Genomic DNA, 14,122 nt, shown 5'->3' with positions numbered 1-14,122 from the left:
GAGCACGAGCACCACCGCGCCGGCGCCGGAACCAGCGGCGCCGGGGTCCTCGATGAGCGCAACCACGCCGCCATCCTCGTCGGAACTCGAACGCAGTGCCGCACCGAGTGCGGCTCCCTCTCACCTCTGTACCGCCGACGGACGGGAAGAAGATTCCGTATACCGGCAAACCAACCGAGAACCCCAACTCGACCTTGGTCCCGGGCAAGATGCGGTCGGACCGGGAAGAGCTGCCCGAGGGCTGGACCAAAGAACAGGCAGACAAGGCCGAGATGAAGGAGGCTCAGCTGCAGTCCCAATCTCGGTCGCGCACCGCGGTCGCACCGGGATGCCAGGTGTATTGGCCGTCTGAATTCCAGGTCTGCGGCGCGATCCGCGACAAGTACAACTCCCTCGGCGCACAGTTCAGCTTCTGCTGCCCACCACTAACGAGCTCACCAACCCCGATGGCTACGGCAGGCGCAGCCACTTTCAGAACGGGCCAATCTACTGGTCCGCCGCCAGCGGTGCGCACCCGGTGGTGAACCATTTCCTAGCGAAGTGGGGGAACTACGGTTACGAAGGTGGGTTCATCAAGTACCCAACCTCCGACGAAATCGTGAATCCGGATGGAGTCGGCCGCCGTCAACACTTTCAAGGAGCGGATATCTACTGGAACTTCGCTCCGGGTGCGCACGTGATCGGTGGTGCCATCAGGGACAAGTGGAACACCGTCGGCGCTGAGCGGAACGACAGCTTGCTCGGGTATCCCACCACAGACGAGATGGGCCTTCCGGACGGGCAAGGCCGTATGAATCGCTTCGAACGCGGCGTCATCTATTGGTCGCCAGCGAACGGAGCTCATCCGATAACCGGACTTATTCAAGACCAGTGGGAGAGATCCGGATACGAGCAAGGACGTTTCGGTTACCCAATAAACGACCAATATGTGATGGATGGCGGTGTCGCTCAGGATTTCCAGCGTGAAACCATCTTTGGTTTCAACGTCATTGTTCCCATCGCGGGTCCTCAACAGCCAACTGAGCACATATTCACGCCTCATTCTCAAGACTTCGCGGGTGTTGATAGATACGGAGCATTCGACGCAGGAGTCGATTACGACGTCTCGACGACGTACAAGATGTACTGGAGTTTCGTCGTTGCCCCGCAACTACGAGCAATCGCGACCTCCAACAAGATGACCTGCAAAGCATGGGGGCTTCAAGACGGGCGTGCGTCTGGTTACCATGACAACCACGTGGATGTACCGATGGACTACGGATGGCACTCTACGATCCCTGAACATACGCCGGGTTCGAACTATCTCCTTGCGGGCAACTGCAACTTCCCGGTCAACGCTGGTGGAAAAAACGGTGAAGCAAACGTCGGGTTCAGATTCCAATATGAAATTTGGACTGACTAGAGCCTTCGACTGATCTCATCCAGGAAAACGTCCCTATTCACATGGCGCATCTCTGAACTGGAATAGGGCGTTTTCCTGACCAAATTTCACGTCCGATCACCTGGACTTTCATCTTCGTCGTCAAAGACGATGGTCAGGGACGTCTCAAACGCCCTTGAGTTCCCTCGACTGCTTGCATACCGGTCATACGGCTCCTCGCCGACCGGCCACGCTCGGACAGCGCGGTAGTCAAAACCATCCTGCCCGAGGTTCTCGAACTCAAGCTCAAGCTGTTGACCAGGCACGAGTCCTCGAAATCGTTCGACCGCGACTTTGCCGTAGTGGATCCAGCAGCCACCAGGCGTCTCCACGGAGTCGATGACACCCCAGCCCTCGTCGTGATTCCAGCTACGTACGATCCCCTTGGTTCTCATGCATGAATGATCCGCCATCGAGGCGAAAACGGCTATGCCGTACGACTCGGCTCTGGGAGACTCAGGTATGGCTTCAAAAGAAGGACGGCGGCCGCCACCGTATCCACTGGAGACCCCCACATGGATTCTGCATCTCTACAACGACGAGAGTGCCACGACCGCTCCCGCCCAGTTCGTCCAAGCCTGCCACGCGGTAGGACGCGATACACGCTGCTACCAGGATGAGTTAGAAAAGCTGGGTCAAATGGCGTGGACTGTGATCGATGAGACCAAGGTGTACGGCCAGTGGACGATCAACCTGACGACAGAGCATCGCGGAAGTCATGGATTCGGAATTGATCCTGAGACTGACCGCCTGACTGCGACAGTAAAAATCGCAGAAACAACACAAGACTGGTTGTCGGGATACAACCATATATTCTGGCCTAGATCAAGTCCCAGCCTAAGCGCTATACGTTTGTTAAAGCCGACTATTCGGGACGAACAGGCTGTGTGGGTAAATAGCGATGACGACACGGTCGCGGGCGTCATCGGCACCCTGTGCGAGCAAACGGAAGATTAGCGCCCCCTCTTTGTAAGTTAACGGGGCAAGGACAAGCCGGAGGGGTCTGACCCTCGTCCGTCCGCTGGGCACTCATACGTTTTGCGGACCTGCCCCGTCCGGACCCGGTTCACGGCGCCCAGCAGGTTGGTGATGTGGACGAACACCGACTACGGATCGCGGCTGGTGTTGTCAGAAGAGTGTGTCGCGGACCCGCAGCGGCCGGTAGCCGGTGGGTCCGAGTTGGGCGAGTTCGCTCTCGATGTCTACGTCGATGGAGCCGAAGAAGTTGATGTTCGCGCTGTGCGCCGGCGAGATATGGACCAGGACCTCGTCATCGACACGCCGTCCCGCGGTGCGCATCGAGGCCACCGCAAGCCCGTAGTATTCGGTCGTCCAGGCCACCACGGTGTTGGTGACCAGCGTCAGGCACCAGGCCTGCTCGGTCTGCTGTTCGAGGTGGCGGGCGCGGACGGCGCCCTCGTGCGCGTAGAGCAGATCCCGCTTCAAGGCGTGCAACGACTCACCCTTGTTGAGCTGACGCGAGATCCTGCGGCGATACGCCGGATCGGACAGATACCGGGCGGCGTAGATCGTGCGGCGCAGCGCCCCATACTCTTTCAGTGCCGCGGCCAGGGTGTTCTGCCGGCTCGACGCGGAGAGCTTCCCGACCAGCAGCGATGCGCTCGCGTGCCCGAATTTCAGTGACCCGGCCAACCGGAGCAAATCGTCCCAGTGCCCGGCGACCAAGTCGGTGTTCGCGCGGCGGGTCAGCAGCGGCCCGACGAGCGGGAAATCCGACTCTACCTGGGATTTCGGGCCCGTCCGGTAGAGGGTGATCTTGCCCAGGTCCCGGATACGCGGCGAGAGCTGCAACCCCAGCAGGTCGAACAGCCCGAAGTTGACCAGCGTCACCCCGTGCGTGTCGGTGGCGTGCTCGGTGATCGGGATGTCGGTGGCGTTGCCCAGGATTTCGTCGAGCACGTAGTGGGCCTCGCGCTTGGTTGCCACGATGATCTTCGTGCCGTAGGTGGTGTGCTGATCGGTCACATGCGTGTAGGTGCTCAGGCCCTCGTGCGCGAAATACCGGCTCAGCGCTCTGGCGGTGACCGACTTGCCCCGGGTGGGGAACCGCTGGCCATCGGAGGAGGACAGGGTTCCGGTGCCGAAGATCGGGGTGAGCGGCAACGTCTGGTGGTAGCCGATGATCGCCAGGTTCGCCGCGCGCAACGTCTCCTCCCGCACGTACCACTCGGCGGTCCAGGACAGCACGTCGTAGGAGATGCCGCAGGCGTCGGCCATCCTGGTCAGCCCCAGGTTGGTCGAGTGGGCGAGCAGCACCGCGATCAGGTTCCGCTTCAACTCCGCGGAGCGGGCCTGCTTGCCGCCGGCGTGGGTGAAGCAGTCCAGGTAGCCGGTGCGCTTGTCCAGCTCGATCAGCAGCGACACGATCGGCGCGAACGGCAACATCTCGGTCAGTTCGGCCTTGAGCGCCGTCGCTTCCGCCGGCACGTCCTCCGCGGTCAGCGGGGAGATCACCAGGTCACCCTCGTCGTCCAGCCGAACCGGTCCGTCGCCGTCGCCCAGTGTCTGTTCCAGCTCGCTCAGTGCCGCGTCCAGCTCGTCCTCGGCTTCCCGCAGGGCCGCGGCGGCGTCTGCGGGTTTGCCGACCAACCGGCAGAACTCAGCCCGCTGATCGGTCCACTTCTGCGGGGTGAGCAGGTAGGCGGCCGGGTCGGAGTAGCGGCGTGAGCCGGGCACGAACACGTCGCCGCTGCGCAGCCCGTCACGCAGCGCCAGCAGCGTGCACAGTTCCCAGTAGTGCCGGTAGGCGACGGCGTCCCCGGACTTGGCCGCGGTGTCGAGGTAGCCGCGCCACCGGGCCGGCACGAACCCCGACGGCGCAGTGTCGGGGACCTTGCGGGCGCCGGTGCCGTTCAGTTCCCGCAGGATGTCCACCGCCGCAATCAGTTCCGTCGCCGCGGTGCCGCCGGCGAACCGCACCGCGTCCAACACCTGCGGGGTGAACTGCCGCAAATACCCGTAGGAGCCGTCCAGGGCGGCGAGGTGGCCGTGATCGCGGGGCAGCCGGGGCGGGGCGGTGGCGTGTGCGGCGCGCAGCCGTTCCCACCCGATCTTCTCCCCGCGGATCAGCCCACCGACCCGCTCGTCCTCGATGGCGGGGTCGGCGAGTATGGCCAGGACCGCGTCCAACAGGGCTTGGCGGTCCTCGCCGGAGCGGCCTCGCTCGGCCAGCGCGTCGCGCATCTTGTGCGCGGCCTTGCTTTCCCGCGCCGAGACCGCCTGGTCGAACAACTGCACGACCTCGTCCAGCACGTCGGTCGCCGACTGTGCCACCAACGTCAGCAGGATCGGGTACCGACGCTGCGGCTCACGCCGGGCCAACGCCTGCGCGGTCGACCTGCGGCCGACCGTGGCCAGGAACCGGCGCCGCTCCGTCGGCAGCATTGACAGATCCAGTGTGTGCGCGTCCATTCCGCGCAGGAACTCCAGCTTCGCGACCTCGGCCTTCACTGCCGCGGGCGACGCCTCCACCGGGCCGGTCGTCAACCACTGCAACCGGGTCGCCGCGACCTCGGGGTCGGTCACCAGCAGTCCGTCCAACGTGGCGCACCGCTGCTCGGTGAACTCATGCGCCAACCGGTCGAACGTCTCCCGTCGCGCTTCCTCGCGCGCGTGCGCGACCCGCTCCACCACCGTCACCGGCCCCGGCCGGATCACCCGCGCCGAAATCAGGTACTCGCACGCCAGGCGGAACAGCAGCAATGGCGAGTCGTGTTCCAACGCCCGCGCCAGCAAGAACTCGTCCAACTCCTTGAGCTCGAGCGACGTCGGCGGCCGCCACCCCAGATACCGTGCCACCAGCCGAAGGTGCTCCGTCCGCGTCTTCGCGCGACGCCCGTATGTCCGGATTTCGTCTGGATCGACCCGAAGTTGTTCCGCCAGCCGCACCACCGCCGCTCGCGGCGCCGACACCACCTTGTCCGGCACGAACCCCAACCACGGCAACGAACACAGCGCCACCGCAAGCCCCAACCGGTCGGCTGGCCCTCGGCCCCGCCCAGGATCTACGAACGCCACGTCCGCCGGGGTCAACGTGAAGAACCGGAACAACTCCTCCCGGCCGATCTCGGGGAACCTCCGCAGCGCCTCCAGCTCCTCGTCCGCGAACACCCGCGTGGCCAATCAGCACCTCCAGCCAGAATCTCAAAGTTCCCAGCTCAGGAGCCTACCCAGGAATATCCGCCCATTTTTCGGCGAGTACTACCGTGACCCCGAACGCGTACGTCGGGCCGGCGTTGTCGAGAAGTGCACGCGCAGTCTCCGCGACGCTTGCCTCCTGACGCCCACGAGTGGGCTGCTTCCCGGACATGTCGACTCCGATCAGCTGTGTGCGATTTTCTCCACCCTCTCGAAGGCGTCGCGAACCGTGCGGCACGTGGGGATCATCGCGTCGAGGCCGATGGCCTCGACAGGTCGGAGCACCGCTCGATTCCCCGCCAGCACCCATGCAATGTGCTGCCGCCTAGCAGATTCCGCAAACTCGGACAGGATCGACAATCCCGAGGTTCCGACGAAGTCGACTGCAGTCATGTCGACGATGACGCGTGAACGGAAGCCCCCGTCGGTCAGGTGCGCGAGAGCGAGCGCGAAGGCAGGAGCGGCGAGCACATCGATGTCGCCAGAGATGCGTCCCACCGTGGCGTCGGCGTCCGGCGCGAACTCGACGGCCATCCGCAATCCACGGTCACGGTTGAGCGCATCCCGTGTGACGTGGCCGGTCGGCTTTGCGGTCAGGGGAGTGACCCGGAACGACGTGCGTGATGGTTTCATGACCCTCCGATCGCGTGCACTCAGTTGGTGTCCGCGCGCCGAATGGAGCGCAGCGGCCTCAAGACCGCAGTGGGAGTGCGCACAATATTTGTCCACCGCGCACTGCTGCGGCCTCCGGACAATCTGCGGCTGTGTTCTCAACCACGCGCGATCAACACTACGTCTCCACCAGATCGGCATCAACCGATTGCCAACGCGCTCTAACGGAGGCGGGTGGGGTCCCGCTCGTGAGCCGAGGACGTGTCAGTCGAACTTCGAATTGTGATGCGCGATGACTTCCCGTGCGACACCCGTGAGCTTGATGTTCATGTCCTGCGACGTCTTGCGAAGCAAGTCGAAGGCTCTACCCTCGGAGATGTCGTGGAAGGCCATCAACAATCCGATCGCTTTTCCGATCTCGCGGTTGCTGGCCAGGCCCTCACGCAGGGTCTGCGCTTCCTGGTGTTCATGGAGCGCTGTCAGCGTCACCGCCGCGAACGCCGTAATCAGAATCGCCTGATCAATCGACTCGTCGGTGAATTCTCCTGGGTTGTCCGAGAACAAATTGAGTGCGCCGACCTTGCGGCCGCGGATCATCAGCCGGAACCCGGCAGCGCCCCGGACCGGGGTTTCGGCAGTTGCCCGACGGGCAAGGCGTGGCCACTGGGTCGAACGGGCCAGCTCTGCTTCGACCTGCGGTGCATCGTTCTCGATCGCATCGAGGCAGGGCCCTTCCTGCTCGGCTCGCTCGAGGGCGTCGACCTGGGCTGCGATGTCGTCGCTCGCGGCCACGGTGACGTGGCGATCGTTCTCCTTCAGCATCAGGCTGGCGTGGTCACACCCGGGTACCAGGGTGGCGGCGGCATCGCAGATGGCCTGGTATACCTGAGCGAACTCGTCGCCGTTGTACACCATCTCGGCCAGCTTCGCGAAGACGGCGCTGGGTCCATCGTCTCCGGTATGCGTCATCTCCGAAGGATCATTCGGCATCGTTCGCCTCCCGAAGTGCACCAACGCGGCGTGAACCGGCGCCGCAGTTCTCGCGACGTCTGGTCAATTCTGCCAGAACGGTATCGAACCCTGATGGGCCGAGGGTGGCCGGCGTCGCGCGCGGTGAGTCTTCCGTCCGAGTATTGCCGCGCGTGCGGCGCCTCGCTAGACTCGAACAAAGTTTCGAACGACCTTGGGGGAGGTTGGCTGTGGGGGAATTGATGGCACCGGATCTGGACGAGTTGCGGGCGTTCGCGGCGCGGCTGCGGGTGGTTTCCGCTGACGGGGATGCGGGGTTGGGGATCGAGTGGCTCGATGCGATCGAGGCGTTGAAGTCGGTCGGGTGTGCGGTGCAGGCGGTGATCGCCGACGGCGTCGCGACGAGTATCCGTGTGGACCGCAGGGCTCGGGGGTTGCCGCGGGCGGAGTGGGACCGCGGTATCGCCTCGCAGATTGCGTTGGCGCGCCGGGAGTCTCCGAACCGTGGCGGTCGGCATCTGGGTTTCGCGCGGGCTCTGGTGCACGAGATGCCGCACACCCTGGCCCTGCTGCGGACCGGGCGGTTGAACGAATGGCGGGCGACGTTGTTGGTGCGGGAAACGGCGTGCCTGTCGGCGGCCGATCGGGCAATTGTGGACCGCCGGTTGTGCTCGGACCCGGCCATTCTCGACGGGGTCGGCGATCGCTGGTCTGATCGCACGGGCGAAAGCGTTGGCGGTGGAACTCGACGCCGCAGCGGTCGTGGCCCGGCACCGCAAGGCGGTGTCCGAGCGTCGGGTGACGACGCGCCCGGCGCCGGATTCGATGGCCTATTTGAGTGTGTTGAGGCCGGTGGAGCAGGCGGTGTGTTTGCAGGCCACGCTGAGTCGGGATGCGGATAGTCTGATCGCCACCGGCGACAGTGGTGGCCGGACTCGCAATCAGCTGATGGTGGACTTGTTGTTCGAGCGCGGCACCGGAACATCCGTAGCATCGGGTGTCCCGGTGGCGGTGAATCTGGTGCTCTCGGACGAGACGTTGCTGGCCGGCGGGCACGAGGCCGCGCGGTTGCGCGGGTTCGGGCCGGTGCCGGCGGGGATCGCCCGCAGCTGGTGGCCGACGCCGTCGATCGTGACACCGAGACGTCGATTCGGCGGGTGTACTCCTGCCCGCGGTCGGGGGCGTTGACGGCGATGGAATCACAGTCGCGCACGTTCCCGAAGAGCCTGCGACAGCTGATCGACCTGCGGGATCGCACATGTCGTACGCCGTGGTGTGATGCGCCGATCCGGCATCACGATCACATCCGCTCCCGCCGAGAATCCGGTGCCACGTCGGCGGACAACGGGTCCGGGCTGTGCGAGGCCTGCAATTACGCGAAGGAAGGCGACGGATGGTCCGCCCGCGCAGTCCACAACCCCGGCGGCACCCACCTCATCGACCTCGGCACCCCGACCGGGCACCACTACCGATCAACCGCGCCGCCGCTCCCGGCCGCGGCACGACAGTCGGAGGTCGAAGCCGTGCTGATCGCACACCTCCGAGCCTCCTGAACGACACCTTCCGAGGCGGAGGTGTAACGCCGCTGATGCAATGTGCGACTTGTCTGTTAACGCGTTGACACCTACTCGGGTGTTCGACACGGGCTACGAACGGATGGGGTAGACCATGGAACGTCGCGTTTCAGCACGCAAGGTCGCGCATCGACGAAGGATCGCAGGCAGTCTGATCGCGCCCGGCGCGTTGGGGCTGGCGGCGCTGCTCGCGACACCGTGGTCGAACCCGGGTTCACCGGCCACGACGGCGACAGCCTTGACGGCGGCGGCCTCGGATGCGTGTTACGACATGGTCAGTATCGCCGTTGCCGGCCGCGGTGACACCCCACGCGAGGGGAACCGGATGCTCGTGGCGCCCGACGGCACACGCCTTCCCGCCTCGTACTCCAGCGACTACAGCAGCCCCTGGATCGACGAGGTGGTGAATGCGCCGCAGCAATCCGTCGGCGGAGGGTCCTACGCCGCGGTCTACATCGAGTATCCGGCCAACATGAATTCGTACGAGGACGCCGTGAACGCCGGCGTCGACAACACCGAAACCGTGATGCGGTCGATCCACGCGTCGTGTCCGGACACGAAGTTCTCGATCGTCGGCTACAGCGAGGGCGCCGATGTGGCACGGCGGGTTGCGATGGAGGTCGGCAACCAGGACGGCCAGGACGGCTCGTACGACATACTCGATCCCGCGGCCGTTGTCGGTGTCGTCATCCTGGCGGATGCCGGCCGCAACCTCGGGGGAGGGCCATTTCCCGGCTCGGAGAACGAATTCCGCAATCCCGACGGCTTCCACCTTGCGTACCAGTCGGGGCAGGCGGGCACGTCCGGGCGGGGAGCATTGCCGGGCACGTCGGGCAGCTTCGGTGCCCTGGATGGGAAGGTGGCATCGTTCTGCTCGGAAGGCGACCTGACCTGCTCCGCACCCGAGAACATTGCGCTACTGCAACTCGCGATCAACGTGGGACGGCAGTTGAACGTCGACTCTCTGCAGAAGGATGGGCTGACCCCCGCGACAGGACAGGATCTTGCGGTGGTGCTCGGGCAGGTCGCCCTCGCCGCGTTCGTGGACATTCAGTCGCAAGACAATTGGATGCAATCCGATGAGACGTTCCTCGACGTCCTGGTCAAGGTGTCGGATCCGGCGTACAAGCTCGATGCCGCTGCGGCGCAAACGGACACGTCAGCTGGTCCGATCTCGTCGAATCAAGCGGTCGACCTGGTCTACCTGCCCGCGAAAGTGCGGAACGAGATCATCGGGTTCATCGCGGACAACCAGAACACGATCCAGGTGGCGATGAGCGACCCGTATCAGCAGACGCTGGGGGAGGGGACGGGCCATCACTTCGACTACTGGCGTGATGCGAACGCCGCCGGCGGGAAACCGCTGACGTCCGCCCAGTACGCTGCGGCCTGGTTGACGCACCTGGCGCAGGAAGCGGAAAAGGGCGAAGCGCGAGCGGCCGCTGCGGAACCGTCGACCGCGAAGCTCGCCGCTGCGTCCACGAAGGAAACGGAAGCGTCACAGGTCGCCCCCACCACCGACAGCGCGAAAAAGGCTCAGTTGGCGAGCAACCCGGTCGGCACGACCACGACGACCAGCAGTTCGCCGACACCGACGACGACGGTCGCGACGACTACGTCACCGGAACCCCCGACCGTCGTCGAGGTAGCCGCAGAACCTGCGACCTCGGCGCCTCAGGCCGTCGCGGAAACAGCGGACACATCCACTACCGCGGCGGAACCCACTGCGACCACGGCATCGGAGTCACCGACGACCACCACGCCGGTCGTCACCACGACAACGGTTCCGCCGGCGGCCGGGTGACCGCTCGTCAGTGCTACTCGGCTTCGCGTGCAGCACGTTGGAGGCGGGTCCGGTAGCTTTGCCACCACGTCCGGTCTCCTGCGGGCACGTTGGTGTTGTCGGGCCGAAGTCCGACCGTCTCGTCGAGCGGGAGAGTCCGGATAGTGCCGTCCGCGTGCGCCCATGCTGTGCGGTACTGCCCGACGATGTATTCGCGTGACTCGTCGGGGGTCGCCCACATGTCCATGTCTTCGGCGTCATCGGTCACCCACGGTGGGAATTGGACGGATCGGCCGAACGTATTCGGACAGCCCGTCCAGCTTGGAGGTAGCGGTGAAGGTCCACCTTCGGATCTGTCAATGCCCTTCCTGATCGGTCAGGTCCTTGCCTTCGAGGGCCTTGACGCGACGCCGTTCGAGGAGCACGAGCCCCGTGCCGAGCACGAGGCAGAGGACGCAGGCGATCCCACCGATCAGCGCCCAGCCCTCGAATCCGTACCCGGCCGCGACCAGCGTCAATCCGAGCACGGCGATTCCTGCGGCGATGAGGACGTATCCCGGCCAGTTCCGGCTGTCGGTGATCGCCTCACCGGCGTGATTGCGCATGGTGTGGGCATCGTCCTGCGGGTGGTGCTCGGAGTTCAACTCACGGCTGGGTCCGTTGTCCGGCTGATATGTCACTGCAGTCCTCCTGTGCTCGAGCGGTGATCTGAGTTTCATCAGTCGGTCTCGGCGTCGGCGGAGTCGTCCGCCAACTCGGGTGCGTTCTCTCTCGTCGCCATGCCGCCGTCCTTGCCGTGATCGGCGGGACCGGGACGGCCACCCTTGGGCTCGTCCGTCTCGCCGTGAGTGTCTTTGGTCATGATCACGCTCTCCTTCAGTAGCTGTGCCGACGGCGTTGTCGTACGGCGAGGTAGGCAACGACGAATGCGCTGACGAGTCCGGCCGCCACGGCACCCCGGGGTTGCTGCCGGATCCTGTCGAGTTCGTGACGCGCGCCGGCTTTCGCGCGTGCGGGCACGTCCACCTTGCGGTGTAGCGCATCCACAGTGGATGCGAGTGCGGCTCGCTGTTCGGCGACGGAAGGTTCCGGTTGCGGCTGTGGGTCGGTCATCGAAGACCTCCCTTCACGGTGTCGACGTCGGCGCGAACGCTGTCGGCCATCTGCTCGGGCACGGGCGGCAGCGCGTTCTTGGCGCGGCGGGCTCCGACCGCCGCCACCACACTGCCCACGATGATCAGCACGGCGGCCACGATTAACGCGGCCAGCCACGGATCGAGTGTCGTCGCCAGTCCCAGAATGGCGGTGGCGACGAGGGCCCCGAATCCGTACAGCAGCAGCAGCACGCCAACTCCGGAGACACCTGCTCCGATCCCGAAGCGCGTTCCCTTGTCTTTCACTTCGGTGAGGGCGTGGGTCATCTCGGTACGTACGAGTCCCGTTACCTGATCGGTAAGTCGTTCGACGAGTTGGACCGTCGACAGCTCGTCGAAATCGTGTGCAGCGCCGGGCGGTTTGACCCGCGCGGAATCGGCGCGATGGATATCGGTCATGTCCGTGCTCCTTCCTCGTCTCCGCTCCGCCTACCCTGGAGCGTTCCGGGCGAAACAGGATGGTCTTCCGCCGTGCTCACCGGTCTGCGGAGTCGCCGTCGGTCGAGCGATGCCGCGACTGCAGGATCGCAGCGAATCCCCACAGTCCGCAGAACATGGCGAAGGCCACCGCGGCGGCGAGGGCTCCGACGAGGGGCGAGATCACGAAGCTGAAGATCAACGCCACCACACCGATCAGCGCCAGCGCGAGGGTGGCGATGCCGCAGATCGCGAGGCGATGCGAGGCAAAGACAAGATCCGGGAGCGCGTGCCGGCGGAAGAGCATGCGGTGCAGGCCGGCAGGGGCCACCAGGAGCATGGTGGACGTCACCGACAGTGCGACGGTCGCCAGATAGATGGCGACCTCGCTGTCCGAGAGGTCCTCGAAACGCTGCTGGAACGGCAACGTCAACAGGAAGCCGGTGAGCAGTTGCACGCCGGTCTGCACGACACGCAGTTCCTGCAGAAGGCCACTCCAGTTCCGGTCGAGCCGTTGGGTCTCGGTCTCGTGCCGGGCGCGGAAGTTCCAGTTCGCATCGTCGCGATCCAGTCCTCGACTGTCCATCCCTCTGGAGTACCCCATCACCGGCGGTGAGGGCACTATTTCGCGGGGAATACGGGGAGAGAGCCACAGAACCGGGTCTGCCCATCGCACGATGGGCAGACCCGGTTCCGGAGTACGGGCCGACTAGCGTCGCCCGGCCGTGCTTCGTCCGGTCACGAGCTTGACCAGGAACAGGAGTATCACCGCGCCGAGCAGGCAGGTGAAGAAACTGAACCAGAGACCGCCGCCTTCGACGTCGGTGCCGAAGAGGCTGAGGATGAAGCCGCCGAGGAGGCCGCCGATGATTCCGACGACGATGTTGAGGATGATTCCCATCTGAGCGTCGGTCTTCATGATCTTGCTGCCGATCCATCCGGCGAGGCCGCCGATGATGATCCAGCCCAGAATTCCCAGTCCTAGCACGTATCAGTCCTTTCGGGGGAGAGCGGTGACCGGCGACTGCCGATTCCACTCGGTGAAGAGACGCTCGGTGCGGGCCGGTCGTGATCCGGCCCGCACCGTCTCACTGTTCGGCGCGCTGGCGTGCTTCCTGCGCTTCGGCCTTGCCTCGGGCCTTCTCCGCTTCGGCTTCCTTTGCGGCGGCCTCGCGTTGGGCGGCCGCCTTGTCCTGCTGCGCCTTGCCCTCGCGGGTGAGATCGTCCTGACCGGACACCGCACCCGCGGCTTCCTTCGCTTTGCCCTTGACGTCTTCGACGACGCCCTTGACGGCCTCGGCCGGACCGCTGTTGTTCTCAGCCATGTTCGTCACCTTTCGGTTGTGGACGGGAGATTCCGCAGTGCTCACCGCGCTTGCGCGGCTGCCTGCTTCTCGGAGTGCGCGCCGTTGTTGGACAGGCTGCCCCCGGAGTTCTCGAGGTGGGCGCGGACGAACCACTGGAACTTCTCGAGTTCGCCGGTCTGCCCGATGAGAAGATCTTCGGTGATCGGGTCGAGATCGCCCGTCTCGGAGATCGCCTTGCGGTTGTCTTCGACGACACCGCTGTAGACCAGGTCGAGGGCTCCGAGGTGCGCCTGTGCCGTATCGCGCTTCACCGAGTAGTCGTCCCAGGTGCGGTCGCGGGCGATGGCGGCCGGGGTTCCGTCGGGCGACTTCCCCAGCGCGGCGATGCGTTCGGCGACGGCGTCCGCGTAGCCGCGCACCAGTTCGACCTGCGGGTCGATCATCTCGTGCACGCCGATGAAATTCGGACCCACCACATTCCAGTGAATGTGCTTGAGCGTCAGATGCAGATCGTTGTAAGCGCTGAGCCGCTTCTGAAGTATGTCGGCGACTCGCGCGCCTTGATCGTCGGAAAGACCTGGCACGGTGAACTTCGACATTCTCGGTCCTCTCTTTCGCTACATACCTGCCTGCGGAACTTCGAGGCTTCGGTGCCCCCGTCGGTTGCTCGGGAGGCGGGGCGCCGGTTGAACTCACCGCGTACCCGTGGTGAGCAGTCTCGAATCACC

16 protein-coding genes and 2 pseudogenes are annotated in these 14,122 nt (G+C 64.9%); 5 read left to right on the top strand and 13 right to left on the bottom strand.

From position 1 onward, the window contains the following. Positions 1 to 352 precede the first annotated feature (352 nt). Positions 353 to 508 (top strand): annotated as a pseudogene (locus tag FND50_RS37595) (hypothetical protein); the annotation flags it as partial. 9 nt (positions 509 to 517) lie between these two features. Then, on the top strand, positions 518 to 1,402 hold the full coding sequence (locus FND50_RS19290) for an LGFP repeat-containing protein (RefSeq protein WP_260850509.1): 885 nt from the start codon (positions 518 to 520) through the stop codon (positions 1,400 to 1,402). A gap of 86 nt (positions 1,403 to 1,488) precedes the next feature. Here FND50_RS19290 and FND50_RS19285 read toward each other — a convergent pair whose 3' ends face one another. Then, positions 1,489 to 1,815: a cold shock domain-containing protein gene (locus FND50_RS19285; RefSeq protein WP_144286748.1), complete on the bottom strand. Its 327-nt coding sequence runs from the start codon at positions 1,813 to 1,815 to the stop codon at positions 1,489 to 1,491. Between the two features lie 67 nt (positions 1,816 to 1,882). Between FND50_RS19285 and FND50_RS36850 the strand changes: the two genes are divergently transcribed. Beyond that, positions 1,883 to 2,377 (top strand): hypothetical protein, encoded by a 495-nt coding sequence (locus tag FND50_RS36850; protein WP_260850508.1) that lies wholly within the window; start codon positions 1,883 to 1,885, stop codon positions 2,375 to 2,377. 171 nt (positions 2,378 to 2,548) lie between these two features. On the opposite strand, the gene FND50_RS19275 is transcribed toward FND50_RS36850, so the two are convergent. From FND50_RS19275 to FND50_RS19260, 3 genes are all read right to left on the bottom strand, one after another. Continuing rightward, positions 2,549 to 5,563, bottom strand: coding sequence for a Tn3 family transposase (locus FND50_RS19275; RefSeq protein WP_144286747.1), 3,015 nt, complete (start codon positions 5,561 to 5,563; stop codon positions 2,549 to 2,551). A gap of 198 nt (positions 5,564 to 5,761) precedes the next feature. After that, positions 5,762 to 6,211: an STAS domain-containing protein gene (locus tag FND50_RS19265; protein ID WP_144286746.1), complete on the bottom strand. Its 450-nt coding sequence runs from the start codon at positions 6,209 to 6,211 to the stop codon at positions 5,762 to 5,764. A 243-nt stretch (positions 6,212 to 6,454) separates the two neighbouring features. After that, positions 6,455 to 7,180: a GAF and ANTAR domain-containing protein gene (locus FND50_RS19260; RefSeq protein WP_051055229.1), complete on the bottom strand. Its 726-nt coding sequence runs from the start codon at positions 7,178 to 7,180 to the stop codon at positions 6,455 to 6,457. 209 nt (positions 7,181 to 7,389) lie between these two features. Between FND50_RS19260 and FND50_RS19255 the strand changes: the two are divergent. Both FND50_RS19255 and FND50_RS19250 read left to right on the top strand, forming a co-directional pair. After that, positions 7,390 to 8,712: pseudogene (locus FND50_RS19255) on the top strand (HNH endonuclease). 115 nt (positions 8,713 to 8,827) lie between these two features. Further along, the gene (locus FND50_RS19250) at positions 8,828 to 10,537 is read left to right on the top strand and encodes a cutinase family protein (protein ID WP_144286745.1); all 1,710 of its coding nucleotides are present in this window, start codon (positions 8,828 to 8,830) and stop codon (positions 10,535 to 10,537) included. Positions 10,538 to 10,550: 13 nt separating this feature from the next. Here FND50_RS19250 and FND50_RS19245 read toward each other — a convergent pair whose 3' ends face one another. The 9 genes from FND50_RS19245 to FND50_RS19210 form a co-directional block, all read right to left on the bottom strand. Continuing rightward, the gene (locus tag FND50_RS19245) at positions 10,551 to 10,784 is read right to left on the bottom strand and encodes a DUF664 domain-containing protein (protein ID WP_260850505.1); all 234 of its coding nucleotides are present in this window, start codon (positions 10,782 to 10,784) and stop codon (positions 10,551 to 10,553) included. An 88-nt stretch (positions 10,785 to 10,872) separates the two neighbouring features. After that, positions 10,873 to 11,196: a hypothetical protein gene (locus FND50_RS19240; RefSeq protein WP_144286744.1), complete on the bottom strand. Its 324-nt coding sequence runs from the start codon at positions 11,194 to 11,196 to the stop codon at positions 10,873 to 10,875. A gap of 38 nt (positions 11,197 to 11,234) precedes the next feature. Then, the gene (locus FND50_RS36180; RefSeq protein WP_186301084.1) at positions 11,235 to 11,378 is read right to left on the bottom strand and encodes a hypothetical protein; all 144 of its coding nucleotides are present in this window, start codon (positions 11,376 to 11,378) and stop codon (positions 11,235 to 11,237) included. Between the two features lie 14 nt (positions 11,379 to 11,392). Further along, positions 11,393 to 11,629, bottom strand: a complete 237-nt coding sequence (locus tag FND50_RS19235; RefSeq protein WP_144286743.1) for a DUF3618 domain-containing protein — start codon at positions 11,627 to 11,629, stop codon at positions 11,393 to 11,395. Then, positions 11,626 to 12,069, bottom strand: coding sequence for a phage holin family protein (locus tag FND50_RS19230; RefSeq protein WP_144286742.1), 444 nt, complete (start codon positions 12,067 to 12,069; stop codon positions 11,626 to 11,628). The genes FND50_RS19235 and FND50_RS19230 overlap by 4 nt, the downstream gene beginning before the upstream one ends. Positions 12,070 to 12,145: 76 nt before the next feature. Continuing rightward, positions 12,146 to 12,673 (bottom strand): DUF6328 family protein, encoded by a 528-nt coding sequence (locus FND50_RS19225; protein ID WP_144286741.1) that lies wholly within the window; start codon positions 12,671 to 12,673, stop codon positions 12,146 to 12,148. Positions 12,674 to 12,796: 123 nt separating this feature from the next. Continuing rightward, a complete protein-coding gene (locus tag FND50_RS19220; RefSeq protein WP_007298941.1) occupies positions 12,797 to 13,075 on the bottom strand; it encodes a GlsB/YeaQ/YmgE family stress response membrane protein in 279 nt (92 codons plus the stop codon). A 100-nt stretch (positions 13,076 to 13,175) separates the two neighbouring features. Further along, positions 13,176 to 13,412 (bottom strand): hypothetical protein, encoded by a 237-nt coding sequence (locus FND50_RS19215; protein WP_005570747.1) that lies wholly within the window; start codon positions 13,410 to 13,412, stop codon positions 13,176 to 13,178. 41 nt (positions 13,413 to 13,453) lie between these two features. Then, positions 13,454 to 13,993: a Dps family protein gene (locus tag FND50_RS19210; protein WP_005257247.1), complete on the bottom strand. Its 540-nt coding sequence runs from the start codon at positions 13,991 to 13,993 to the stop codon at positions 13,454 to 13,456. Positions 13,994 to 14,122: the final 129 nt, after the last annotated feature.

The sequence above is a fragment of the Rhodococcus sp. WB9 genome (genome assembly GCF_007558985.1).
Classification (GTDB): domain Bacteria; phylum Actinomycetota; class Actinomycetes; order Mycobacteriales; family Mycobacteriaceae; genus Rhodococcus_F; species Rhodococcus_F opacus.
Note: the sequence above shows the minus strand (reverse complement) of the source record. Positions and strands in the feature narration are given on the sequence as shown.